Raw genomic sequence first — 23,718 nt, 5'->3', positions numbered from 1 at the left:
TTATCTAGTAATTAAAACAACAGTACTCAACAGTATAGAAACTACAGAAATTACAGTAGCTGTATTTCCAACAAAACCAGCGCTTTTAACTTTAGGATTATTAGGATTTACAACGATAACGTCATTAGGCTTAATAAAATAATAAGGGCTTTTGAGTAACTCGGCTGAAGTAAGATTAAGATGTGTTATTTTATGAACGCCATCAATTTCTCTAACCAAAATAATATCTTCACGCTTACCATTTATAGTCAAATCACCTGCGTATCCTAAAGCTTGTAATATGCTAATGTTTTGCTCAGTAAAATTATAAGTTCCTGGTGTGTTAACTTCGCCAAGAACAGTTACTTTAGCATTTAACAATCTAACATTAACTGTTGGACTAACTAAGTGCCCTTCATCTTCCAATCGCTTGGCAATTTCATCTCTGAGTTGTATAACTGTTTTATTAGCTGTAGAAATAAACCCTAATTGAGGGAAATTAATTTGTTGATCTTCTGTGACCAAATAACCCTCTAATTGCATCATTTCAACACTTCCGCCTTGATTTGCAAAAGTAGTTGGCTTATTGTAAGGAATGGCTGTCTCTTCCACTAATGCTCCAACAGTAATTCTTAGTACATCATTTGGTTGGATTGTTGGACTTGTATATTGAACAACCGTATTATCATAATCTGCAGAATCTTGAAGATATAAAATCTCTTTTTTTGAAGCACACGAGCTTGCTAAAAAAAGGATGGTCATCAAAAAAAGAAATGGTCTCATCAAAAAGGGTATTAAAATAGCTGCAAATATAGGTTCAAATAAACGATTGACAAAGAAAACTAAGCTATTGCAAAATAATAAAAATCAATTTAATTGTTCTTTTACTTTATATTTTAATATCCAATCGTATACAAAAAACACAGAATAAAAAACTGTGCCTGTAACCATTAAGATCAAAAATTGTAAATGAATCTCAAAATTTCTGCATAAAAAAGCTATAATGAAAATCAATGCATTGGTTAATACTACACATGACGTCGTCTGAAAATGAGTGAAGCCAATTTCTAAATAGCGATGGTGCAGATGGTTTTTATCTGCTACAAAAGGACTTTTTTTATGAACTATAAGTCTTATGAAAAATATTCTAAGTGTATCAAGTAAAGGGAAAAACACAATACTTAATGCTAGAATTGGAGATGAATTATAAAATATAGATGCACGATGTATTTGTGTATGACCAATAAATCTAATAACGAAGAAAGCAATTAAAAAGCCCACGATCATTGACCCTGTGTCACCCATAAAGATCTTATTACGTTTTGAAAAATTAAGTCTTAAAAATGGTAATAGAGATCCTATTAAAGCAATAGCTATTGTGCCCATACTAACATCTTCAATAAGAATAAAAACGTATGCAAAAGCTGCTGACGCAAAAAGTGCTAAAGTGCCTGCCAAACCATCTACACCATCAATTAAGTTATATGCATTAATGATCAAAACATAAACAAAAAGCGTAAAGACAACTGAAAACCAATACGGAAGAATAGTTATTCCTAATAATCCTGAGAGACCAGCAATTCGGGTATCTGTAAAGATAATTAATAACAATGCAGCCAGTAATTGTCCGAAAAACTTTTTTCTTGGCGATAAAATCAAAAGATCATCTTTTAAACCTAGAAAAAATAGTATGGTCATACCTCCTAAAATAAGCAATAAGACTTTGGTATCAAGTAATGCGCCAACGATGGTAATAACCACAACCATACTAAGGTAGATCCCTATACCTCCTAAAGTTGGTGTTCTAGTGGCATGTATGCTTCTATCACCAGGTTCATCCATCAAGTTTTTAGCTCTTGCTACATTTAATATAGCAGGAAATGTAAAAATTGAAACCACAAATGCTATTATAAAAGCAAATAGCAACCATAGATAAAGATAATCTACTGGATTAAAGTACTCAAGTAATTGCTTTATCATTCATTACAGTATTTAAGCCTTAGGGCAAAGTGTTAAATATAATGCGAATATAAGCCTAATACGAGCTAACTCCTAAAAAAAGAATATAGAAATCGGATTGATTAAGCTAACATTATATCCATTTGCAAAGTTATTAATTTAATAAATTCAATCTATATACAATACAATCAAACTTTAACACAATCAAGTCTCAAAATGAATTATTTAGCAAACCATTGCGGTATTTTAGATAAGTTCTTAATCATCACGACAAGTAACGGAAATTTCAATTGATTTCGTCTTATTGCTTTGAAATCTTCTCTTGTCTTCATTATCAAATTTTTTAAACTTCTATTACTAACACCTCCTACTCTCATTTTTATAATGGTATGAGGCAGATAAAAGAACTTAAACTGGTCTTGTTTAAAAATCCTTAATACGAAATCATAATCTGCAGCAATCTTATAATCAAGGTTGAAGCTGCCGTTGTTTGTATATATTTCTTTTTTCAAATACAATGTTGGGTGTGCTGGCATCCATCCTTTAGCTAATAATTTTGATTTGAAAGATTGGCTTTTCCAATTACGAACAATGTGGTTGGTATTATCAAATTTTACATAATGCAAATCCCCATAAACACCATCAACATTATGTGTAATAAATGTATTTGCAATTTCAGAAATTATAGAATTACTAGCTAAAAAATCATCTGAATGCACGAAACCAATTATAGAACCAGAGGCTTTAGAAATTCCTTTATTCAAAGCGTCATAAATTCCTTTATCAGGCTCAGAGTAGCATTTAACATGAGGGTGCTGTTTGGCTTTTTGCTTTACAATGTCTAGCGTATTATCTGTAGAATTACCATCAATAATTAGATACTCAATATCGTTATAGGTTTGATTAAGAACTGAATTTATACAAGTATCAATAGTTTTTTCGCTATTGAACGTTGCAGTAATAATAGAAATCTTCATGAGTTTATTATTCTCTTTTTTACTTTAACCGCAGGATTCCCTCTATATATGGTATATGGCTCTAGGTTTGATGTTGCTACAGAACCAAGAGATAATACAGCATGAGAGTGAACGATGACACCTGAACTCACTATCGATTTTGCGCCTATCCAACTCCCTTCTTTTAAGGCAATTGGAGCTATCATCAAATCAAATTCAGAAGATTTATAATTATGATTACCACAGAGTAATAAGGCATTTTGCGAAATACACACGTGGTCTTCAATGACAACTTCATCTAAATTATCAATCCATACCGCTTCGCCTATCCAACAGTAATTTCCGATAGTCAATTTCCAAGGATATTTAATATTTACGCTTGGTTTTATGACAACTCCTGTTCCAATTTTTGCTCCGAAAATACGTAGCCAAAATACTTTGAGTCCAGAAAAGACATTCAAGGGATTTTTAAAAAAAAGGATGTTAACTAGATACCAAAGTACGATCTTAACTTTAGAGCCTGGCCTATACCAATCATTATTGTATGTAGATAAGTTGGTTTTCATTTCAATTCGAACAAATCTAAATTTGCTTGTAAAAGCTTAGGGTCATTCACAAACGTTTTAGAAAAATTAAAAGCATTTAACGATTGTTTTTGATACTCCATTTGAGACATCTCTATCACTTGGTCAAAAATAGTTGTTATTTTTTTAATATGACTTAGTTCAATATCATATCCTACACCTTTGTTTTCTAGATCTTTCCAAGGTGTCTTATTTGAAATAATTACAGGACATCCTGATAAGAATGCTTCAAGTATGGCATGTCCAAAATTTTCACCTTCGGATAGTAATACGAAAAAGTCATAATCTGTCAATACCTCAGGAACTTCTTCACTAGGCAAAACGCCTCTATAGTTTATTGAAATATTTGATGGAAGATCAGCTAGTTCTTTCTTACATAGTGTCCAATAACTATCATCATAAATTGGTCCGAATACATCTAAAACAGCTTTTTCTTTTATTTGCTTAAAGGCTCTAATCATTTTTAGCGTTCCTTTTTCAACCGAGATTCTAGCGATACAAACAAATCGTGTTGGTTCATGTTTACTTCGCTTTGTGAGGTTTTTATCACGTGAAATTCGAGGAAGATTAGGCGCTATTCTAATACTAGCATTTACGCTGATACGATTTTTGATATGGTTAGCCTCATCTTGATTAGTGGCATGAAATATTACATGTTTATACACACCTATTAATTTTGCTATAAATAAAAAAACGTGCTTCTTAAAAGGCTTTACTGAGAATGCCTGAGGGTTTAACATTCCTCTAGCCGCAACAATAACTGGTTTACTTTTAGGCAAAAGGAATAATGGCAAAATTGAAAAATACCAACTGTAAATTCCATTGATATAAGCTATGTCGAACGAAATGTTAGAAATGACTGCTTTAAGTGTTTTCTTAGTCAACTGGTCTTTAGAAATGTAATACACTTGAGTGTTATTACTAAGGGTATTCCATGCGTTAGACTCAATAGAATTGTAAGGTTGATCAGAGCAATAATCAGTATCTCTTGTGATAATATAAAAATCATAATACGATGCCAAATGTGCAATCATATTAGCATAAGAACGAACTGGACCACCAGATTTTGTGCCTGGCAAAAACCAATCGATAGTGATAAGGATCTTTTTTTTACTCATTAATTATGGAGCTACTTCTTTGTAAACTGAAATATACGCTTTTGCAATTTGTTCAGGGTAAAAACGCTTAATATTAGCAAACCCTTTCTTAATTAATGCTTCTCTATAGTTACCATCGTTGCAAATTTTTTCTACAGCTTGTTTTATAGCATCTTTATCGTAAGGATTTACTAGGCTTGTACTTTCATTAGAAATTTCTACCATAGCTCCAATATTTGAAGTAATTACAGGTCTTCCTATAGCTTGAGCTTCAATTATTGGCATGCCAAAACCTTCGTATGTTGATGCAAAACAAACTAAATCAGAAGCCTTATAACATTCAATAATCTCATCAAAAGTAAGGTCGTTATGATTATAATATTCAATTTCCAAACGCTCTAACAATTCTTGTTGATCTTCTGAAATTGGACCAACTATAATTGCCTCACATGTTAAATCTTTAATAGCTTCAAGAGATCGTTCTAAATTTTTATTTGCCTTAGTTCCTACAAATAACAATTTAGGTTTATTATGATTAAATTCATAAGAATTCGCTTCTAGTTTTGGGTTTACAGGATTATAAACAACTCTAATTTTATGCTTTGCAAAGGGAATGATACGACTTAGCTCCAGCTTTGTAAAGTTAGAAATCACCGTAATTCGTTTTACAAATAATGCTGGCAGCCAAAACCAAAATAATTTTACATAAATCTGTTTTATCAGATTCCCTTTTAGTGCAGATTTAATATCATGAATAGTTAATACAGATGACTTACCAAATGCTAAAGCAACATAATGAATATCACCAGTAATGTGATTAACTGTAGACTTTCTAGTTCTCGCCCACTTAATATTTTTAAGTATGGCCTTAGGATGCCCTCCATAAAAAGGAACTTCTGCCGTATCTACCTCAATATATTTTGAAAGTATTGGCTTAAGGCCTAGAAACAACTCTTCAATACTATTATATTGAGGCTGACGCTTCCTAAAAAATATATTAATTTTCAAACTCATTATAGATCTGCCACTTTAAATAACGTTTAGTCAACCAAAAGAAAAGTACAATCACCAAAATAGATTTTAATAGGTGATTAAGTACAACTACGAGTTCTGTTTCTGCCTTTACTACTTGCAAAAATACAAGTGGTAAGAAAAAATTTAGCAATGGAAAAACCGCAGATTTATTGATCAGTAATCTCCAAAGCATACTAAGAAAAAATCCCCAAACACCCATAAGGAGTGTTGCTCCTAAGCTACCATAGTTTGCATAAAACTCTCCTATAATACTTAAACCCATTGATGTATCATTAGATAAACTTAAACCTGTGTACTTTCTGAAATTTTCTTGACCGCCTGCCTCCTTTTTATCTGGATTTAAAAATCGAGGCACTAAGCTTGCATTAATGGCTTCGGTTATGGTAGAACCATTGGCATACTCTTGATTTCTTGGTACATGATCCATGACTGCACTTATGATCCAACCTTGATTCAAACGCACGTTTAACTCTGCCTGACTTTGATCTTCTTCAAAAAAACCACTTTCATATTTTTGATTTACAGTTCCTAAAAATAATTCAACTACATTGCCTTGAAAGCCTTGCTTTAACAACAGTCGATAATCAGCTTTTATAGCTTGTAGAACGGTTAACATAAAAAAAGCTCCAATGATTGTAAATAGTTTTATTTTGTTACTTGGTTTATTTCTAATTGCCCAAAACATATAAAAAAATGTGCTCCATAAAATAAAATCGTGAAATAAAGCTTTTCTAAGAGAATTATACACTAGAAACAAAATAGCGCCATAAAAAATATATCGATGTGTTCGTTTATCTGAAAAGTATAAAATTATTGCACCAACATACTTAAATCCAGCTAATAAAAAAACTAAAAACGCTAATGCACCTGGTAGAATAAAGCCTAAAAGTTCAGCTACAATACCAATAAACAATATGGTAACGCCATACTTAGAAAACTTTTTGAAGTCTAAAATATCTTGTATGTTAACCACAAACTTTTTACTTATGTAGAGCACGAACAATACAAAAAATGCATATGCAGGCACAACAAAACTCATATATGCTATCTCATCAACATACATATAGTATTTAAGATCTTCATAGGTTGTATTGTATTCTATGATAGGTCCAATAATCCACTGTAAACCAGCAATTAAAAGCATCATTTCTAATATTGGCAATCGTTTACCTAGTGCTCTAAAGAATACAATAGCCACATAAATAATTAATAATACACCTAAAAGGCTATAATACATTGCTTTTAATTAGTTAAAAGTTGTTCAATGGGTTCAACTATATCTACAAAATTCCATTTTTTTATGGTCTTTGTTGCATTTTTAGACATATAATCTAAATCATTCTCTGAGAGGTTAACAAAAATAGTAGTGAGTTCGTCTAGATTATTAGAAGGTACGATATATCCATTTTCATTGTGTGCTACTAAATCTGATGCACAACCTACTTTATCTGTAACAATAACTGGAATCCCAGACGCCATGGCTTCATTTACAGCTAAACCCCAAGTTTCTCCAGGCCCTTTAGAAGGTAAACAAAAAATTGAACAAACTCGATACAAGATTGGCATTTTTGTCTGGTTTTGAAATGGCAAAAATTTAATATACGTATTCTCTTTGTTGGCAACTTTGAGCTCTTTTTCTAATGGTCCATGTCCTACCATTAATAAATGTAGCTTATCAGCTCGTTTTTTATTTGCTTTTTCAATTGCTTTTATCAGAAATTCGGGCTGTTTTTTTGGTTCAAATTTCCCTGCAAATAGAACAACCAAATCTTGCAAGTTGTAACCTAAATTTATTTTCCAGTTTTTAGCCTCTTGCTTATAATCTACTAATGTATCTATTGCAAACCTATTGTTATCTATTGCATGCGGCACATAGGTAAGCTGATTTTGTTTTAAACCATGTTTCAAAAAGTACGCCTTATTGGCTTTACCAACATAGAGTGCTTTATCAACGTAGCTGTATACGACCTTTAATACTAACCGTCGTAATGTAGTTTTAAATCCTTTAGCTTCATCTATTAGTGTTGAGTCGCCTCTAAACCATATAGGAATTTTTCCTTTAAAGTATCGCATGACTGCAAAATGACTTTTAAAATTCCATCCAAACATTAAAATTGCATCTGGTTGTAACTTTGAAATTTCTGGAATTAATTTAGGGCAATCAATACCAAAAAAATGATGAGAGCCTGGTTGTTTAGCTTTATTTTCAACAAATGTATAATCATAACCTTCCAAAAGAGGAATATCCCATTTAATATCTTTACCAAACGTATGATCTTTTACTGAGTTTTGACTTTGAGACCAGGTATAAAAAACTTTAATCTTGATGTTTTTTCGCTGCGCTAGCATTCTAAACCAAGGTGCATTATATTGAATAGGGTGTGTAGTAACAATTGCTAATGTCTTCATTTTAGTTTGTACTGATTACAGTTTCAAAAAAATCACATTGTGCTTTGGTCATTGTTTTAGCAGTAAATGTATCGAAATAGTTCCAGTTTGTTTTTGGGACTAGCTCATGATTATTTATCAAAGATAAAATAGCTTTTTCACATTCTTGTAATGCATTAGCTTTATCAAACTCAACGACATGACCTGCATTTAATTTCTTGACAATTGAGACTACACTACTATTAGAATGAAAAATACACAATAGAGGTTTTTTAGCAAGTATATTAGGGTAAAGCTTAGAAGCTGTATAGTTCTTATCTTCAGATCCAGGTATGAGAATAACATCACTCTTTTTAAGCAAAGACAATACTTCAAAATATGACTTTCTATCTGTAATTTCTTCAATATATTTTTCTACCCCATAGGTTTCGGCTAAAGGTACAATGGTTTTTTTACCTTGACCATCAGGAGCATAGCTAGTACCAATAAACCACAGTTTGCAATTCTTAAATTGCGGGTGTTGCTCTAATCCATTTTTAAAGGCTTTAAAAACCAAAGATAAACTTTGCTTCATATCGTGCCCTCCTCTACCTACGTATACAATATTGGTTTTATTGGTGTCAAATATTAATGTCTGGGGTATTTTCAAGTCTTGTATTAATTCAAAATCTTTTACTGCTGCGCCAAAGGTTAATACTTTTGACGGAATCTTTTGAATACTAGGATAACGTTCTTTAAGTATATCTATGTAACCTTGTGATACTGAAACTATGCCATTAACATGTGGAATGGTAAACTTTTCCAAAGTAGAATTAAGTCGATGTGCAAACCAAAATTTTGGTGGTTGCTCAGACTTAGGCACTGTAAGATAATAATCATTTCGCCATGGATCTTGCATATCTATAATAAAAGGCACATTAAATTTTCGCTTCCATAATCTACCTATTGGCATACAGGCAAACATAGTTGTACTGAAATACACGAGATCAAAATTTTCTGATCTTAACAACATATTTCCTTTTCTATAGAGCTGCCAAAATGCTCTCAATCCTAAATTACCTAGACCTAGCTTTCTAGTATATTTCGTAGAGAATGCATTGACCTTAATAACTCTAACCGCTTTTGGTATTGATTCATTCAACAAGCTATCTGTAGCCATTTCAACATGCTTAGGTTTAACACAAAGAACTGTAGGTTCCCATCCAAATGATTTGAAATAAGGCAAACCTTGTCTAACGCGATGCATATCTGCAGCATTTACTGGTGGAAAATGTGGTGATATAATGAGAACTTTTTTGATACCTCTTAGGAATTTACCTTAATACGCTGAGACCATTTATGAGATGGTTTTTCAACTAGAATATAAAACATCCAAGCTGCAATAATGGAAACAGTCATCGCAAATAAAATTACTAAAATCTTTTGAGCTTCACCTAGATCATAACGCTTGGCAATATTAATAATACGACCACCAATAGGTACATGAAGCAAGTATAACGAATAAGAGATATTTCCTAAGAACAATAAGGCTCCCTTATTGAAATTTGCATCATAGAATGCCATAATAATAGAACTCGAAAATGTTAGTATTCCTAGAATGATTCCGTGATTGTAACTTATAATAATAACTAGTACTGCTGCAGCTATAAGATATAATCCTTTATTAATGATCTCTTTCTTAAGAAAAGCACATAGTGTTCCAATTGCAAATATATCCGTATACCTCAAAAACTTCACGTTTTCAATATTTACAAAAGACAACATCACAAATAAAACAAAAGTGATCGCGATCCAATTTTTGTTGCTAAGATTCCAAACTGCAATAAGCAAACCTATGATAATGTAATAGTGAAACTCAACAGCTAATGTCCAGTAAACAGGATTAAGCCAAACATTATCAAAAAACTCAACAACATAAAAAAAGTGTTGTGCAATAAGCTCTGTTGACCATTGAAAAGGTTTACCTTCATAAATTTGGAACTGTGTGGATAGATAATTTAAAATAATAACTCCAAATATGCTTAACACGTAAGCTGGATGTATTCTTACAATACGCTTGAGTAAGAACTTTCCGTAATGTTTTAATTTGTAGCCTTTTTTTAATAATGAATATGGAATTACAAAGCCCGAGATCACAAAAAACACCTCAACTCCCATCCATCCATAAGAGGTTAACATTTTCATTACTGAGTCATCATGTGAAAACCCTTTTGTAAAATGGAATAAACCAACAACCAAGGCAGCTAATCCCCGAAGTGCTATAACAGATGAAAAATACTTATGCTTTGCCAAATGTTTGTGTTTAATTTGTTTTACCAGTTACTTTTTCTGATTCGTTCAAACTATCTCTAAATTTTATACTCTTAGACCATCTATGCGATGGTTTTTCAATTAAAATGTAAAAGATATATGCTGCAACAATTGAAACAACAATAGCCAATAATATCACTAATAATTTATTGAATTCATTAAGCGCAAATCGTTTAGATAGGTTAATAACTCGACCTCCAATAGGCACATGAGTTAAGTATAATGAATAGGATATGTTTCCAAGAAATACTAGCCAAGCGATTTTCTTTTTCTGATTAAAAAAGGCGATTCCTAATGTCGCAATAAGTGACAATACGGTAATTACTGTGTTGTGGTGTATATAAATAATTATACCCAATGCTATTACAGCTAATAAATAATACGACTTGCGTAGGTGTCCAATCTTATAGAAAGCACATACAATGCCTATAGTAAAAATATCAGTATGTCTAAAAAACTTAACATCATGCTGTGGTATGAATGAGAGCGCTAGAAACAGTAACACTGATAGTATTGTGAGGTATCTAATGTTTTTATTCCATAAGATGATTAAAAAACCAATAACTATATAATATTGAAATTCTATCGCCAAGGTCCAATAAACTGGATTTAACCAAGTACCATCAAAAAAATCTATTAAATACCCTAAATGTAATAAGAGTTGATTGCCTGATACAGAAAAGGGTTCACCTTTATAAATGGTAAATAAACTAGACACGTAATTGAGTCCTATCACTAGTGCGATTGATACTAGATAGGCTGGTTCAATTCTTATGATTCTTTTAATCAAATAACCACCATAATGTTTGGTCTTGAATTTTGTATCTAATAAATAATACGGAATAACAAACCCAGACACCACAAAAAACACCTCAACACCAACCCAAGCATAAGGTGCAAACTGTATAGGGCCAGAAATTTCAGATATAAACCCTTTCGTAAAGTGAAATAAGCAAACTGAAAAAGCTGCAATACCTCTTATGAATGTAACCGAAGGTAAATAAGCTCTTTTTTCCAAATTAATTAATTTTAAGTGTAAATCTCTTCTGAAGAATTACATATTTATGCAAGACTACAATATTACTGATTAAATACAAATACGCAATAATTGTTATAGTCAAATGTCAAATTCTTCGTTCAACATATGTAATAATTGTTCTTTTGAACTTTCAAAAGCAAAGTTATGTTTCCCAGCTTCTCGACTTGAAGTTTTCATTAACTCTAAGCGATTAGCATCAGACAATAACCTATCTAAAGCTTTTGCTATTTCCTTCGAGTCTCTTTCAATAAGTAATATAGCCTCAGGGGCTTTAGCTTCTATTTCTTTTTGACCCGCTGTTTCAGTTGCTAAAATTGCAATACCTGATTGCAAATAATGAAACACTTTATTTGTGATGGTATAATTGCGACTTTTAGGCTCAGTAGACTCAAAAGCAATCCCAATATCATGTTCTGCTATTCTTGATATTAATTGATTTGGCAACACAAGATCATGAAAATATAACTCTATCTCTTTAGGTGTTTTAGAAATTAGTTTGGCTTTAAAATCTCTAGAAACTTCCCCTCTTAAATGCAATTGAAACGACACTTTGCAGTAGCTAAGCGCATCAAACAATAACTCTAAACCTCTCCCTTCACTTATAACTTGTGAAAACCAAAAAACCGAAGGTAAATTTTGATCAATAATGTCCTTGTTCAAACCATCTATAAGTTCTCGATCTGAAGCTAAAAAACTATTATAAACCACTTTTGGTCTTCTTGATGTATTATAATATGAAACCATTGCTTTAGACATGGCCTCTGAAGTGGTATAGCAATAGGTCGCTTTCTCCAACAAATAAGCCTCTAAACGCTCTAACAATTTAATAGGTCTGTAAACGCGATCCTCTGGCAGCAGGTCTTTTGAATGCCAATCTTCGAAATCGAATGCAACCTTAAAGCCTTTTTCAAGTAACGCTTTTGACAATGCCATACTCATCTCTTCGTGACCTATGTAGATGCATGATTGCTCTTGTTCTAATTGTTTCAGATAGTACTTATAATTATACCCTAAAGCATTAATGGTTTCAATATTTAAGTATTTAACTAGTTCACGAGCAGTCTTTCGTTTTAGTCGTATAATTTTTGATCTAAAGCTATTATAATCTAAAAGGTTGATTCCTGCTTTATAAATAATCTCAGAATGTAATAATGCTCTATCGTTTTCTAATAATGCTTTATCGTACCACAATCCATAAACTGTTACACTGAATCCTGCCTCTGCATATACATTAGCTTCTTTAACCACTCTAGGCGCTTTTGTTAAAGGTGATTGTGTGAATATGCAAATAGACTTTTTGACCATTTACTATGATGGTTATAAGTTTGAAATTATTTTCAATATACGTTGTGTGGCCTTACCATCCCAAAATTGAGGCACTAGTCCTTTCTTATATGTACCAGAAATAATAGCTTCAATATGACTTAGGATCTCGACCTTATCAAAATGCAACAAAGTATTAGATCCAATTTCTATTGTACTTGGTCGTTCTGTGTTTGGGCGAAGTGTTAAACAGGGTTTTTGTTTAAACGTTGTCTCTTCCTGTATTCCACCACTATCAGTTAGTACCATACTACAGTTATGGATTAAGTTCTGAAAACTAAAATAGTCCATTGGAGGTGTTATGATAAGTTTTTTTAATTCTGAAAACTTAGCTTTCAAACCAAATTTATCAATATTGTTCAATGTTCTTGGATGCATCGGAAAAACAATATTTTGAGACGTTGGTATGTCTTTCAAGAGAGACAATAATTCTTCTAAGCCTTTTTTATTATCAACCGTAGCTGGACGATGAATCGTCATGAGAATAAAATCATCTTTCTTTAACTGATGCGTTTGCATAACATCTTTATCTTTTATAGCAGCTTCAAAAGCAACTAACGTATCGATCATTGTATTTCCTACATAATGAATTTTCCCTTGCGGCTTTCCTTCCTTTATAAGATTATCAATACCACTATGCTCTGTCACAAAAAAATGATCTGTGATCTCATCAACCAAAATACGGTTGATCTCCTCTGGCATAGAACGATCAAAGCTTCTTAATCCACTTTCTAAGTGACCTAGTGTTATACCCAATTTATAGGTTGTTAAAGCAGCAGCTAAAGTTGAATTCACATCGCCTGGTACTAAGACCATATCTGGTTTAAAGTCGCTTATAACCTTTTCAAGCCGCACCATGATCTCTCCCATTTGTATATTTGCTGATGCCTGAGAAATATTGAGAAAATAATCAGGCCATATATCTAATTGTTGGAAGAATACATCTGCCATAGACTTATCAAAGTGCTGACCAGTGTGCACAATTTTTACATCAAATTGTCCTTTAAATTGAGATTCTGCAACCTTTTTAAACTGCGTAATCTTTATGTAATTAGGTCGTGTACCTACAACTATTAGTAATTTTTTCATGTTTTTATTTGTCTTTTCAGATGATATATTTTAAATCACAGATTTGATTACATCTGTTAACTGTTTTGTTAGTTCTTCAACTTTAAAAGAGTTGATATATGCTTCATTAGGACGCAAAGTTCGTTCGGTCAAAAACACATCTTTTAATTGCTTGGCTGCTTTTTTAGCATTATCAACATCAATAAAATGAGCCATTTTAGAATGCTCTAAAACGTCTTTTTGAGCACCATCGGCAACACAAGCAAGAATAGGTTTTTGAATTGTAAAATATTCAAATGTTTTTCCAGCAATACTGTAATCTCTTCCTCCAATGACTTTTGCCGAAGTCATTAACAAAAAATCACATGACGCTTGAAATTCTAATGAAGCCTCTCTAGATATCCATCCTAAATGTTCAATGTTATTTTCTAAATTATACTCAGATACCATACTGTCAAACCATGGCTCTCTATTTCCAGCAAACCTAATGCAGATTCTATCTTCTAATTCAGGAGATTCTAAAAACAATTGGTGCAATGCCTTAAAAAACATATACGGACTTCGATACAACCAATCTTCCTTACGAGGAATATATTGTAATTTTCTATGAGCCTTCTTTTTATACCATTTCATCATAATCTGTGCTCTGCTCTCAGGTGTGTAATAAAAACTCCCTACATAACCAATAGTGATTTTTGCCTTTGGTTTATACGCAATACTTTTAAATTGAACATCATGTTCAAACCCATTTGGAATGTATACAAATTTCTCTTTAGCTATTGATGGATGCAAACTTTTAAAATCATCGAGTGTTACTTTAGAGGTTGCAATGATTTTCCTTGCTTGTTTAAAAACAGCTCGTTCGGTGTACTTTGCTTTTAAAAAATTGACATAATTACTGTATGGAGACATGTTCCACATGGTCCAAGGGTCTCTCATATCGACAATTAAAGGAAGCTTGTAGGTTTTTGAAGTTTTAACGGCTAACGGAAGTATACTAAATGGTGGTGCTGTTACCAAAATTGCTGATACAGAATTATGCTTTAAATAATCGGCTATTACTTTATGATAATTGGCTTCCCAATACTTTTTTTCATTACCTCTGTAGATATTGAAATAAATTTCTAAAAAATTTCGAATCTTATTTTTCGAACGTTGTAATAAATCTTCAGTAGGAATTTCAATGACATCTAACTTGTCTTCATAGCCTTTAAGTAAATTGCTATCAGATTTGGGGTTTGGGTAAACTTTTGAATAGTCATTACTATCTAATGTGACCACAATAGGATGAATTCCAAAATCGTTTAAATACTTAGCAAATTTAGCTGGACGTGCTGACCCTCCAATATTTAACGGCGGAAACTGATAAGCTATGTAAAGTATATTAATCAATATTTTTTATCAATTTTGCCGGATTGCCTCCATAAATACTATTGGCTTCTACGCTTTTTGTAACAATTGACCCTGCAGCTACTACAGCTCTTTCTCCTATGGTCACGCCTGGTAAAAGTGTAACATTAGAACCTATCCATGCACCATTTTTGATATGTACAGGTTTTGTAACTATTCCGCCTTTCCATGCAGCTACTTCTTTGTTTGTATAGATATGGTCGTGAGTATAAATGGTACAATTAGGACCAATTGCAACATCATTCCCAATAGTAATATCATCAAATACATCAAGAATAGTGAAATCACCAATATTTGTATTATCACCTATACTTAAAACACCTTTTGCATTTGGCTCTCTAGCAAAAACAGCACAGTTGGTCTCTATAGTAATATGATTTCCAAAGGTCCAATTCCCTTTTACAAACAATCTAGAATTACGTCCCAATTTAAAATCATCTCCAATAGTAAGACTACAGGTTTTATCAATTAAAATAGTTCCTTTAGTTTCAATGAGCGCATGTTTCCCACAACATAAATGAGCTTGTTCTCCAATACCAATTTCAGAATACTTTCCTAAAAAACTATGTTTTCCTAGTTTGAGTTTGCCTTTCCCTTCTCTAATTACTGGAAAGTCAATCTTACTCCCATTTCCTAATTGGGAATGCGACAATCTATATAACCAGTATACTTTTCGTTTAAAGCGACTAAATGTATTGATAACTAATAATTTAATTATTTTAATCATGTCTTAGTGATGCTTTTGATGATTTGAAAGAAATTAAGTTCGCTAGCCTTATATAATTCTAATGCTTTTTTTAGTGAATGATGTTTAACTGCTGAAAGTATTGATCTAGCCTCATTATATTTCAAAGCCTTCAATGCCTTTGTTTTTTCGTGAGCACCTAAAGGACATTTTCCACTAGCAATAAGTGCTTTGGCACATAAAATATATTTAAACGGAACGTAAGGGTCTCTCAAATTATCATTCATTTGTTGAGCATCATGCTCTCTGTACCAAACTACACCATGAGGCATTAAAACCACTGGGAACTGCTGTGATAAAACATGCCACATTTCAAAATCTCCTAAATGTTGTTTCCCAGAAAACCCACCAACAGCAGTAAAAGCTGACGTTTTAATTATTGACGACAATGGTGCTTTATGAAATAGTTGCTGTTCGAAATAATGTCTGTGATAGGCTTCACTTTGATTAAGCTCAAATGGGAACATATGATATTTATCTTGATCTAACGAACATAAACCATATCCTGAATTTGGAAATTGTTCCATATAATACACTAACAATTCTAGACCATGAGGATAGATCATATCGTCTGCATCAACGTACTTCAAGTATTTACCTTTAGCATATGATGCCGCTTTATTTCTGTTAGAATAATCGCCTAAATTTGTTGTATTTATGTGCAATTTTATCCTATCGTCTTTGGTTTGATATGTTTTAGCTATAGCTACAGAACTATCTTTAGATTGGTCATCGACTATAATCAATTCCCAATTACTGTAAGTGCTTTTCAATACACTTTCAATAGCTTGAGCAATGTACTTTTCACGGTTATAAACGGTCATAAGTACACTAACGAGTGGTTGATTTTTAATAGGTCTTTCTAACTCCAACTTTCTTCAGTATAAAATTTGCTTGCAACCGTATTGGTTTGCTTCTTTATTTTAGTAATCTCATCATTAGATAGCACATTTTTCCAAGACTTAATATTTTCCTTTGCATTTCTATTTAACACATCTTGTATTTCACCTGATGTGCTTTTTTGAATCTGTGAGACAATAATTTCGTTAAACTCTAAACTTAAATATTGAAACAGCTTCCTATATTCTTCTACTGGATCTTCTGATAAATCTTCATGTTTAACAAAATACCAATCATCTTTATACTTGTCTTGTAATTTCGATGTAAAGCTATAGATAATATTCCATAATAAAATGGCTTCATCAACTAAAGGTAGGCGTTTTTTTGAACAACTTATAATCGCTTCTTTATAAGGAAATAAATGTTCATCAAGTAAACGCTCTTGGTTGGCAAAATTATTAAAATCGAACTTCCAATTTTTACGTATGATACTAGCTACAAATGCAGCTGGATGTCTAACAGATACCACAACCTTTGCATTCAACTTTTCAGCAATAAAAGCTGAAGACATCAAGGCTAATGGATCTTTGATGAGAGGTCTTTTACTGCGACTTTTCAATTCATTGAAGAATAGTTTAATATCGCTTGGTTTCCTTATTTTGAAAAATTCATGCAACACAGATACGGTACTAATAGAATAGAACGCTCTAATGTAATTTAAAATTTCGTCTTGTCGTTTCTTGTTTGTTTTACCATCTACATATTCAAACCAAAATTTCAAAGGTGATCTTAAAGTATATATTCCTAGTTTGCGTAATGGATTGGCTCTTTTAATCTGAAGATTAAAAGGTTCATGCACATACTTTACTTGTGGTGAAACAGCTACTGTTTTTCCAATCCATGTAGAACCCGATCGATGAATACCAGTAACCAAAATAGGATGTTGCCTCATTAAATTATTACTTTTTTTGTTGACCAATCGGAATGTTCAAAGCTAATGATTGTTCTAAATCTGACAAAGTATTATTCATAATCGCTCTTAGAAAATCGTTTGTAGCTTTTCTTTGATAGTAGACAATTTTTAAGTTATGCCAGATCCATTTTGGATGCAATTTCCATTTAAAATTTCTGTAGATGACCAATGCATAATCTTTAAGCGTGAACTTATGTGGCACGGCGTATCCAAAACATTTATAAATAAACACTTTAGAGATCATAGTACGTCTGTACGTATAATCTGGAAACTGATAATGGTAATGATAAACACGTACTGCATGATCATAGACTAATTTATGCCCTTGCTCTAAAGCAGCCTTTGCCCATAGCATATCTTCACCAAAGGCTATTGTTTCAAACGGAATAGCTTCTAAAGCCGTTTTACGATACATCGCATTCACATCGTCCCATCCACAAACATTTCTTTTCTCTTCTGGTGACAGTTCATCAAAGGCCTGTTTACTTTTAAAGTGTATTGTTTTTGATTTAGGATTAGATTGAGGTCTAAACCATTCGTGTGGGTTTTTATTTTTATGATGCGGAATTACTTGTTGTCCACAAACGCCAGAAACATGATCGTCTTTAAAATGACGTAACATATTTTCTAACCAAAACTCATTTGTAGGTACAGCATCTTGGACGGTCATAACTACAAACTCACCTTTTGCATGTGTAACACCAAGGTTTCTGGTGGCACCATGATTGAACGTCTCTGGCGGAATAGAAACTAAAGTAACATCATATGTTTTTAACATCGCTATAGTACCATCTGTACTACCACTATCAACAATAACAACTTCACAGTCTTTAAAAATGGTTTGTTTTTGAATGGCATCAAGACATTGGTTTAAAATACCAATACCATTTTTTACAGGAATAACAATAGATATTTTAGGCATCATTAATTTTAAATTTACCAATCGAACTGTGTTTGATCAAGCTATTTTTTAATTCTGAAAATCTCCTTTCAAATCGTTGTAATTTATTAAGTCTGTAAAAATTTATTCTCGCCATTTGACGTACTCGCTTTTGATCTTGTTTTGAAAACAAAGATATAACCTGCCCATAAAATTGTTTATAGAAACGTTTTTGATGTCCGTTAATAGCACTTATCAAGATGTGCAAAGGTATTTGTTTTATATTAAAATCTGAACTATCAAATCTTTCATTTAACCAATAATATAGCTTACGTTTACTTTCTAGTTTTGATAATGAATTTGTATGTACTTGACTAATTGAACCTGTTGAATTTTTACGATAATAACAATCAACTGGTAAACTATAACATAGTTGATAATTTAGGTTAGAGCTTAAGGCTTTTAGGTGAATGTCTATATCTTGCCAACATTCTAGTTCAGGATTAAAACCTCCTATTTTTTTTAGCGCTTGAGTCTTCCAAATAGGACCAGTGGTTTGCCATACTGAATCGAGATTTAAAAACCGTTGAAGTTCATTCTCATTGGTTTTTAAATTCCATAAGCGATCATCGTCTCCAATAGCTTCAACAAAGAATTGCATTTTAAACACTGAAAAATCAAGGTCAGGATTAGTTTTCATAAATTGTGTACGTTGTTGCAAGCAATGCGGTGCAAGTAAATCATCTGAGTCTAAAAAAACGACATAGGTACCTTTAGCATTATTAATTCCGATATTTCGACAAACAGACGCTCCTTTTAACTTATTTTTTCGTTCTAACCAAACAATACGGCTATCGGTTATAGCAAATTCATTTACAATAGTTTTAGAATCATCTGTACTGCCATCGTCAATCACAAGTGCTTCCCAGTTTGAATACGTTTGATCCATTACAGATTGTAAGGCCTGTTTAAGGTACTGTGATCTATTATAATTTGGAATAATGACTGACACCATTTTAGAAAAATCGTTTTAACTTCAAAATTGGCTTTTCAATACAATAGTATGAAATAATAGCAACGGCAATAGTAACAATTAAAAAGAACAAGAAGCTTCCTATATACTTATGATATTGTACAACTTTAAAAACACCTAATACATCAAAATTTACACGTTCCCACAGCTTAGAAAAATAACCCATGAGTAAAAATGAAATGATCCAATGGTATAAATATACACCATAAGATATTTTTCCTAAAAACTTAAATGCTTTAGTCCTAATGATCTTATTTATACTATAATTACGCTGTGAAACGGCTTTAACAATTAGAATTGATGCTATACAAGCTGATAATAAACGTAATAATGATGTACTTGCAAGCTTAAAATCATTCGCATTGAATGAAATGAACCAAAACAAAAATAATAATACTAGTGCTATATAAGGTGAACTATTTTCAATTCTGATCCATTGGTAATGATTATAGCGTTTTAAATACGCTAACATGCCTCCAACCGCTAATGCATCGATGGCAGCAATTAGATTAGAATGATTTACAGCCTCGTAATTATTCCAATGAAGAACAAACATCACAATCTTGAATACTATAGACATGATGATAAAACTAAGAATCACTTTGTAATATCTAGTTCGTCTAGTTAGCAATAACACGAAAGGCCATATCAAATAAAATTGCTCTTCAACACATAAAGACCAAATGTGCATGAACATCTTATCATAAGCGCCAAACCAATTTTGCCCTATATTCAAACTATAGGTTAATGTCCATGGCAATAAATCTATACTGCCTCTAATATTAAATATAGCAAGACCAATGATTGTTATATAGTAGATTGGAAAAATCCTAAGGGTTCGTTTAGCAAAAAAATTAATTAAAATGTGTTTCTTTTTTACTTTATTATGTAGGTCTATCAATAAAATCTCTGTGATAAGAAACCCACTTAAAACAAAGAAAAAGTTAACCCCTAAAAACCCTAGTTTTAAAAAAATAAAATTGGGGAAATAAGCTATTACTATCCAATGTGACAAAAGTACTAGTAAAATTGCTAAACCTCTAAACCCTTCTATATTTGGATAAAAAGAACGTTTCATAATTTCATTGCCTTTTTGGCCTTAATACCTTTATCAACTATCTTATCACCTAATAAAGGCAGAAAAATTGCTTTCCAAACTCTAGATAGGCGCCACCCGTCTTTAATAGAAAGCCGCATAATTTTAAATGCGTTTATATAGTCTTTTGCGTCAAGCACTAACCGATATCGAAAATCTAACAAATCGTTTCGATAGTGTTTACCAAAATTCGGATCGTTTTGAACTTCTAATTCATTCTCAATAGGTTCTGGCATTATTTCTCCTCTTTGAAGACTATCGGTTCCTTTTGTATTACGCTCGTCAGCAAATTTATATGCTAAGTCTCTATAAAACGTATTTGTTTTTTTATGTACCTGTGTAGCAGAAGAACTATTAATTCTAACAAAATAAGAACAGTAATGCATAACTGCAGCATTATAATGCTCAAGTATTCTTAACCAAAGGTCAGTATCTTCTGAAGTTTTAAATTCAGTTCTATAATATCCTACAGTTTCAAAGACCTCTTTCTTTATTAGAACTGTAGCATGAGTAATTGGAGAATAAGGATTAAAATGAGCTCTTACTACTTTAATAAAAGGCGCATTCTCAAAAAACACATCTTTGGGTTGTTTATAATTGTAAGCAATTTTGCCGCGATTGGTCATAAATGCTATTTGTGTAGAAACCAATGCAAAATCTGTATGACTTTTTAAGAATTGTATTTGAGTTTGCAATTGTTCAGGCAAGCATATATCATCAGCATCATGACGCCAAATATATTTACCCACAGCATATTTCAAAGCGGTATTCAATGATCTTGCGACACCTTGATTCTCATGATAAAAGGATTTAATTCTGGCATCACTAAAACGCTCTATTAGTGTTTGAGTATGATCTGTACTGCCGTCATTTATAATAATAAATTCAAAATCAGTAAAGGATTGATTCAATACAGAATGGATAGCCTCTACGATGTATGCCTCACCATTGTAAACAGGCATTATTACCGAAACCTCTGGTTTATTATCTTGAAGACTCATAACCTAAAGGTATAACCAAATTCCTCAATATCACGTTGGTACACATCACTTACAATAGTAATCATTTTTTCTGTATACTGCTCAAAATATTGTTTCTTGTTTTTAGTGATATTACGTTTTTCCAAAACCGTATCTATCCCTAAATATGCTGCAATGTCTTTATAAGAGGTCTCAATAGTTTCGAAGCGACCTATGTAATCCATGTTTAGTTCACCACTAACATCAATTAAGAACTCGTACTGAGGCATGAAGTGAATTTTCTTATATACATTCGCTTTTGTAACCCAGTTTAAAACAAAGTCTTCAAATGAATTAAATTGGTTTAAATGTTCATCTGCCCAAGCTTTGTCAATAGCATCAAAACCACCTTTTTTTAAAAATGTATATGCTGAATACAAACGATCCCAAGGATTTCTTACTATAGTAAATTTATAATAATCATTAAAGGTACGCTTTGGATATTTCTCTTCATAAAACTTTAAATCACGATGACCTCCACCATAATTACCAAATAAAGACATATTAAAGGAAATACCTGCTGCTTTGGGAATGTGAATAAAAATACATCTGTAATAATCAAACACATTAAGAGAATAATAAGGCCCTGGATTTGGTCGCTCTTTATTTAGATACAGCTTACTACAAAAACGTCTTCGATTGTACTCTTGTAGTCGTTCTTTGAACGGAGAAGGGATGATTTTTTTTAGAATATGTTTCATTTATAATACTTCAAATGAATTTTTCACTAAAACACCTTCTTTTAAAACTTGTTCTTTTCCAGTATTGAAAAAATCACCACCAGCAACTGTAAGTTCTAAAGCCGACTCAACATCATCTTCAATACCTTCAAGTGAGTAGCATGTTAATTGTACTGAATAAATCCCTTTTGGTAGTGGGAAATCTGGTATTATACATCTAACAGTATATGTTCCGATTCCATTCAACTCCATTTTATTCTTCATAGAAAAATGGTTGTTACATAAAAAACGAACCACACCTTTAGTATCTAGAAACATGATTCTAAATATAGGTTGATCTAGCTTTCGTTTTATATCAACAGTAATATCTATATATAATAATTTACCTGAAAACGCTTCGGCAATTTCCTCATGTTTTTCATCTCTAACAGTGATGTCTTGGAATAAAAGTCCGCCCTTTCCGCCTCTATCTGTTCTATTAGATAATGCAATAGCACTTTTACTCAAACTTGAGTTCATATAAAATTCGATGCCTTCTGAAACCTCTCCACTAAATATAGTTGTGCCTTGCTCCATAACCAAGACTTTATTACATAAATTTTGAATACTCGCCATATTATGGCTTACAAATAGTACTGTTCGCCCACTATTTCTTGATACGTCTTGCATCTTGCCTATGGCTTTTTTCTGAAATTCTGCATCACCAACAGCTAAGACTTCATCTACCACTAAGATATCTGGTTCTAAGTGAGCTGCTACAGCAAAAGCTAATCTTACGTACATTCCAGATGAATAGCGTTTTACAGGTGTTTCAATATACTTAGCACAGCCAGCAAAATCTACAATTTCATCAAATTTAGCAGCAATTTCTTTTTTAGACATTCCTAAGATTGCACCATTGAGAAAAATATTTTCACGACCAGTCAATTCAGGATGAAAACCAGTTCCAACTTCTAAAAGAGAGGCAATGCGACCATGACATGTTATTCTACCTGTAGTTGGAGCTGTTACACGACTTAACAATTTTAATAATGTTGATTTGCCTGCACCATTTTTACCAATAATTCCTAGAATTTCTCCAGGTTGTACTTCAAAATTAATATTACGTAATGCCCAAACATAATCTGAATTTCCTATTATAGTTCTGTCGTTTGACTCTCCAATTTTTAGATAAGGGTCTTCTTTTCCTCTTATGGTATGCCACCAACGATTAATATCGTGAGATAATGTACCTGTACCAACAGCTCCAAGACGATATTGCTTACCTAAGTTTTCTATTTTTATAATGGGGTTCATACTACTCT

23 protein-coding genes are annotated in these 23,718 nt (G+C 32.3%); all 23 read right to left on the bottom strand.

The genetic code is table 11. The features are described 5' to 3' along the window. Positions 1-762: a polysaccharide biosynthesis/export family protein gene (locus Q0876_RS12885; protein ID WP_299228514.1), complete on the bottom strand. Its 762-nt coding sequence runs from the start codon at positions 760-762 to the stop codon at positions 1-3. An 84-nt stretch (positions 763-846) separates the two neighbouring features. Beyond that, entirely contained in the window at positions 847-1,959 is a 1,113-nt protein-coding gene (locus Q0876_RS12880) for a glycosyltransferase family 4 protein (protein ID WP_299228512.1), read from the bottom strand. Positions 1,960-2,159: 200 nt separating this feature from the next. Next, positions 2,160-2,915: a glycosyltransferase family 2 protein gene (locus Q0876_RS12875; RefSeq protein WP_299228510.1), complete on the bottom strand. Its 756-nt coding sequence runs from the start codon at positions 2,913-2,915 to the stop codon at positions 2,160-2,162. After that, a complete protein-coding gene (locus Q0876_RS12870; protein WP_299228508.1) occupies positions 2,912-3,460 on the bottom strand; it encodes a WcaF family extracellular polysaccharide biosynthesis acetyltransferase in 549 nt (182 codons plus the stop codon). The genes Q0876_RS12875 and Q0876_RS12870 overlap by 4 nt, the downstream gene beginning before the upstream one ends. Beyond that, positions 3,457-4,596 (bottom strand): glycosyltransferase family 4 protein, encoded by a 1,140-nt coding sequence (locus Q0876_RS12865; RefSeq protein ID WP_299228506.1) that lies wholly within the window; start codon positions 4,594-4,596, stop codon positions 3,457-3,459. The genes Q0876_RS12870 and Q0876_RS12865 overlap by 4 nt, the downstream gene beginning before the upstream one ends. 3 nt (positions 4,597-4,599) lie before the next feature. Then, entirely contained in the window at positions 4,600-5,589 is a 990-nt protein-coding gene (locus Q0876_RS12860) for a glycosyltransferase (RefSeq protein ID WP_299228504.1), read from the bottom strand. Next, the gene (locus tag Q0876_RS12855; RefSeq protein WP_299228502.1) at positions 5,573-6,847 is read right to left on the bottom strand and encodes a hypothetical protein; all 1,275 of its coding nucleotides are present in this window, start codon (positions 6,845-6,847) and stop codon (positions 5,573-5,575) included. Before Q0876_RS12855 ends, Q0876_RS12860 begins: the two co-directional genes overlap by 17 nt. 5 nt (positions 6,848-6,852) lie before the next feature. After that, positions 6,853-8,019, bottom strand: coding sequence for a glycosyltransferase family 4 protein (locus Q0876_RS12850; protein WP_299228501.1), 1,167 nt, complete (start codon positions 8,017-8,019; stop codon positions 6,853-6,855). Between the two features lies 1 nt (position 8,020). Next, on the bottom strand, positions 8,021-9,244 hold the full coding sequence (locus Q0876_RS12845; protein WP_299228499.1) for a glycosyltransferase: 1,224 nt from the start codon (positions 9,242-9,244) through the stop codon (positions 8,021-8,023). Between the two features lie 59 nt (positions 9,245-9,303). Then, positions 9,304-10,290: an acyltransferase gene (locus Q0876_RS12840; protein ID WP_299228497.1), complete on the bottom strand. Its 987-nt coding sequence runs from the start codon at positions 10,288-10,290 to the stop codon at positions 9,304-9,306. Positions 10,291-10,300: 10 nt separating this feature from the next. Continuing rightward, entirely contained in the window at positions 10,301-11,326 is a 1,026-nt protein-coding gene (locus tag Q0876_RS12835) for an acyltransferase (protein ID WP_299228495.1), read from the bottom strand. Positions 11,327-11,425: 99 nt separating this feature from the next. Then, a complete protein-coding gene (locus tag Q0876_RS12830) occupies positions 11,426-12,652 on the bottom strand; it encodes a hypothetical protein (RefSeq protein ID WP_299228493.1) in 1,227 nt (408 codons plus the stop codon). A gap of 12 nt (positions 12,653-12,664) precedes the next feature. Further along, entirely contained in the window at positions 12,665-13,759 is a 1,095-nt protein-coding gene (gene wecB / locus Q0876_RS12825) for a non-hydrolyzing UDP-N-acetylglucosamine 2-epimerase (RefSeq protein WP_299228492.1), read from the bottom strand. Positions 13,760-13,789: 30 nt separating this feature from the next. Then, positions 13,790-15,130, bottom strand: a complete 1,341-nt coding sequence (locus tag Q0876_RS12820; RefSeq protein ID WP_299228490.1) for a hypothetical protein — start codon at positions 15,128-15,130, stop codon at positions 13,790-13,792. Next, positions 15,123-15,875 carry a DapH/DapD/GlmU-related protein gene (locus Q0876_RS12815; protein WP_299228488.1) on the bottom strand — a complete coding sequence of 251 codons (753 nt, stop codon included), beginning with the start codon at positions 15,873-15,875 and terminating at the stop codon, positions 15,123-15,125. The genes Q0876_RS12820 and Q0876_RS12815 overlap by 8 nt, the downstream gene beginning before the upstream one ends. Beyond that, the gene (locus tag Q0876_RS12810) at positions 15,872-16,765 is read right to left on the bottom strand and encodes a glycosyltransferase family A protein (protein WP_299228486.1); all 894 of its coding nucleotides are present in this window, start codon (positions 16,763-16,765) and stop codon (positions 15,872-15,874) included. Before Q0876_RS12810 ends, Q0876_RS12815 begins: the two co-directional genes overlap by 4 nt. Next, positions 16,756-17,685 (bottom strand): sulfotransferase, encoded by a 930-nt coding sequence (locus Q0876_RS12805; protein WP_299228484.1) that lies wholly within the window; start codon positions 17,683-17,685, stop codon positions 16,756-16,758. Before Q0876_RS12805 ends, Q0876_RS12810 begins: the two co-directional genes overlap by 10 nt. Positions 17,686-17,692: 7 nt before the next feature. Further along, complete coding sequence (locus tag Q0876_RS12800) at positions 17,693-18,631, bottom strand: glycosyltransferase family 2 protein (protein WP_299228482.1); 939 nt, start codon at positions 18,629-18,631, stop codon at positions 17,693-17,695. Beyond that, positions 18,621-19,601: a glycosyltransferase family 2 protein gene (locus tag Q0876_RS12795; RefSeq protein WP_299228480.1), complete on the bottom strand. Its 981-nt coding sequence runs from the start codon at positions 19,599-19,601 to the stop codon at positions 18,621-18,623. Before Q0876_RS12795 ends, Q0876_RS12800 begins: the two co-directional genes overlap by 11 nt. Before the next feature lies 1 nt (position 19,602). Next, complete coding sequence (locus Q0876_RS12790) at positions 19,603-20,697, bottom strand: acyltransferase (protein WP_299228478.1); 1,095 nt, start codon at positions 20,695-20,697, stop codon at positions 19,603-19,605. Next, positions 20,694-21,716, bottom strand: coding sequence for a glycosyltransferase family A protein (locus tag Q0876_RS12785; protein ID WP_299228477.1), 1,023 nt, complete (start codon positions 21,714-21,716; stop codon positions 20,694-20,696). Before Q0876_RS12785 ends, Q0876_RS12790 begins: the two co-directional genes overlap by 4 nt. Continuing rightward, positions 21,713-22,435, bottom strand: a complete 723-nt coding sequence (locus Q0876_RS12780; protein WP_299228475.1) for a sulfotransferase family 2 domain-containing protein — start codon at positions 22,433-22,435, stop codon at positions 21,713-21,715. Before Q0876_RS12780 ends, Q0876_RS12785 begins: the two co-directional genes overlap by 4 nt. After that, complete coding sequence (locus Q0876_RS12775; RefSeq protein ID WP_299228473.1) at positions 22,436-23,710, bottom strand: ABC transporter ATP-binding protein; 1,275 nt, start codon at positions 23,708-23,710, stop codon at positions 22,436-22,438. Between the last annotated feature and the right edge of the window lie 8 nt (positions 23,711-23,718).

The organism is uncultured Psychroserpens sp. (genome assembly GCF_947503375.1).
Lineage (GTDB): Bacteria > Bacteroidota > Bacteroidia > Flavobacteriales > Flavobacteriaceae > Psychroserpens.
The sequence above is the reverse complement of the archived record's forward strand: the minus strand, read 5'-3'. Positions and strand labels throughout refer to the sequence as shown.

Coding starts and splice junctions, on each gene's coding strand:
- Q0876_RS12885 (WP_299228514.1), bottom strand. CDS start 762: ATGAGACCATTTCTTTTTTTGATGACCATCCTTTTTTTAGCAAGCTCG.
- Q0876_RS12880 (WP_299228512.1), bottom strand. CDS start 1,959: ATGATAAAGCAATTACTTGAGTACTTTAATCCAGTAGATTATCTTTAT.
- Q0876_RS12875 (WP_299228510.1), bottom strand. CDS start 2,915: ATGAAGATTTCTATTATTACTGCAACGTTCAATAGCGAAAAAACTATT.
- Q0876_RS12870 (WP_299228508.1), bottom strand. CDS start 3,460: ATGAAAACCAACTTATCTACATACAATAATGATTGGTATAGGCCAGGC.
- Q0876_RS12865 (WP_299228506.1), bottom strand. CDS start 4,596: ATGAGTAAAAAAAAGATCCTTATCACTATCGATTGGTTTTTGCCAGGC.
- Q0876_RS12860 (WP_299228504.1), bottom strand. CDS start 5,589: ATGAGTTTGAAAATTAATATATTTTTTAGGAAGCGTCAGCCTCAATAT.
- Q0876_RS12855 (WP_299228502.1), bottom strand. CDS start 6,847: ATGTATTATAGCCTTTTAGGTGTATTATTAATTATTTATGTGGCTATT.
- Q0876_RS12850 (WP_299228501.1), bottom strand. CDS start 8,019: ATGAAGACATTAGCAATTGTTACTACACACCCTATTCAATATAATGCA.
- Q0876_RS12845 (WP_299228499.1), bottom strand. CDS start 9,244: ATGCATCGCGTTAGACAAGGTTTGCCTTATTTCAAATCATTTGGATGG.
- Q0876_RS12830 (WP_299228493.1), bottom strand. CDS start 12,652: ATGGTCAAAAAGTCTATTTGCATATTCACACAATCACCTTTAACAAAA.
- wecB (WP_299228492.1), bottom strand. CDS start 13,759: ATGAAAAAATTACTAATAGTTGTAGGTACACGACCTAATTACATAAAG.
- Q0876_RS12815 (WP_299228488.1), bottom strand. CDS start 15,875: ATGATTAAAATAATTAAATTATTAGTTATCAATACATTTAGTCGCTTT.
- Q0876_RS12805 (WP_299228484.1), bottom strand. CDS start 17,685: ATGAGGCAACATCCTATTTTGGTTACTGGTATTCATCGATCGGGTTCT.
- Q0876_RS12800 (WP_299228482.1), bottom strand. CDS start 18,631: ATGATGCCTAAAATATCTATTGTTATTCCTGTAAAAAATGGTATTGGT.
- Q0876_RS12795 (WP_299228480.1), bottom strand. CDS start 19,601: ATGGTGTCAGTCATTATTCCAAATTATAATAGATCACAGTACCTTAAA.
- Q0876_RS12790 (WP_299228478.1), bottom strand. CDS start 20,697: ATGAAACGTTCTTTTTATCCAAATATAGAAGGGTTTAGAGGTTTAGCA.
- Q0876_RS12785 (WP_299228477.1), bottom strand. CDS start 21,716: ATGAGTCTTCAAGATAATAAACCAGAGGTTTCGGTAATAATGCCTGTT.
- Q0876_RS12780 (WP_299228475.1), bottom strand. CDS start 22,435: ATGAAACATATTCTAAAAAAAATCATCCCTTCTCCGTTCAAAGAACGA.
- Q0876_RS12775 (WP_299228473.1), bottom strand. CDS start 23,710: ATGAACCCCATTATAAAAATAGAAAACTTAGGTAAGCAATATCGTCTT.